The organism is Kitasatospora sp. NPDC085879, assembly GCF_040686255.1.
Classification (GTDB): domain Bacteria; phylum Actinomycetota; class Actinomycetes; order Streptomycetales; family Streptomycetaceae; genus Kitasatospora.
This window is the reverse complement of the sequence record NZ_JBFBJZ010000190.1, coordinates 1-1,749: the sequence shown is the minus strand read 5'-3', so window position 1 is coordinate 1,749 and position 1,749 is coordinate 1. Positions and strand designations below refer to the sequence as shown.

Here is a 1,749-nt window from a genome sequence, read left to right as displayed (position 1 = left end):
GATCGTTGTCTGTGTGAAGTACGTGCCCGACGCGACCGGTGACCGGCGCTTCGCGGACGACACCACCACCGACCGGGAGGGCGTGGACGGCCTCCTGTCGGAGCTGGACGAGTACGGCGTGGAGCAGGCGCTGCGGATCGCGGAGGCGTCCGGGGACGCCGAGGTGACGGTGCTGACCGTCGGCCCGGACGACGCGAAGGACGCGCTGCGCAAGGCCCTGTCGATGGGCGCGGACAAGGCCGTGCACGTCAACGACGAGGACATCCACGGCTCGGACGTGATCGGTACCTCCGCGGTCCTGGCGAAGGCGCTGGAGAACACCGGCTTCGACCTGGTGGTGTGCGGCATGGCCTCCACCGACGGCACGATGGGCGTGCTGCCCGCGCTGCTGGCCGAGCGCCTGGGCGTGCCGCAGGCCACCCTGCTGTCCGAGGTGTCCGTCGAGGGCGGCGTGGTCAAGGGCCGCCGCGACGGCGACGCCGCGACCGAGCAGGTCCAGGCCGCACTGCCGGCCGTCGTGTCGGTCACCGACCAGTCCGGCGAGGCCCGCTACCCCTCCTTCAAGGGCATCATGGCCGCCAAGAAGAAGCCCGTCGCCGAGCTCGACCTCGACGACCTGGGCATCGACGCCGACACCGTCGGCCTGGCCGGCTCCTGGACCAAGGTCGCCGACATCACCGCCCGCCCGGCCCGCACCGCCGGCACCGTCGTCAAGGACGAGGGCGAGGGCGGCAAGCAGCTCGCCGCCTACCTCGCCGAGCAGAAGTTCATCTGACAGGCCACCAGGAAAACGGAGTAGAACCACCATGAGCGAGATCCTCGTCCTGGTCGACCACGCCGACGGCGCGGTCCGCAAGCCGGCTCTTGAACTGCTCACCCTCGCCCGCCGCATCGGCGAGCCCTCCGCCGTCGTCCTCGGCGCCGGCGACAACACCGCCGCGATCGCCGCCAAGGCCGCCGAATACGGCGCCGCCAAGGTCTACACCGCCGACGCCGACGAGTTCACCACCCAGCTCGTCGTCCCCAAGGTCGACGCCCTCACCCAGATCGCCCGGAACAGCGGCGCCACCGCCGTCCTGGTCACCTCCTCCGGCGAGGGCAAGGAGATCGCCGCCCGCGTCGCGCTGCGCCTGGGCTCGGGCATCATCACCGACGCCGTCGACCTGGAGGCCGGCGACAGCGGCCCCGTCGCCACCCAGTCGGTGTTCGCCGCGTCGTTCCAGGTCAAGTCGACCGTGACCACCGGCGCCCCGGTGATCACCGTCAAGCCGAACGCGGCCGCGCCCGAGCCGGCCCCGGCCGCGGGCACCGTCGAGCCGGTCACCGTCGCCTTCACCGGCAACGCCGCCACCGTCACCGCCCGCACCCCGCGCGTGGCCTCCGGCCGCCCCGAGCTGACCGAGGCCGCGATCGTGGTCTCCGGCGGCCGCGGCGTCGGCGCCGCCGAGGGCTTCGCCGTGGTCGAGGACCTCGCCGACGCGCTCGGCGCCGCCGTCGGCGCCTCCCGCGCCGCCGTCGACGCCGGCTGGTACCCGCACACCAACCAGGTCGGCCAGACCGGCAAGCAGGTCTCCCCGCAGCTGTACGTCGCCGCGGGCATCTCCGGCGCCATCCAGCACCGCGCCGGCATGCAGACCTCGAAGACCATCGTCGCGATCAACAAGGACCCCGAGGCCCCGATCTTCGAACTCGTGGACTACGGCGTCGTCGGCGACCTCTTCACCGTCCTGCCCCAGCTCACCGCCGAGG

At 72.9% G+C, this 1,749-nt stretch carries 2 protein-coding genes; both read left to right on the top strand.

The annotated features are described in order from the left end of the window. Positions 1-13: 13 nt before the first annotated feature. On the top strand, positions 14-775 hold the full coding sequence (locus AB0P35_RS42045) for an electron transfer flavoprotein subunit beta/FixA family protein (protein WP_095876457.1): 762 nt from the start codon (positions 14-16) through the stop codon (positions 773-775). Positions 776-806: 31 nt separating this feature from the next. Further along, the coding region (locus AB0P35_RS42040) for an electron transfer flavoprotein subunit alpha/FixB family protein (protein ID WP_363521876.1) at positions 807-1,749 on the top strand (943 nt) is incomplete at its 3' end.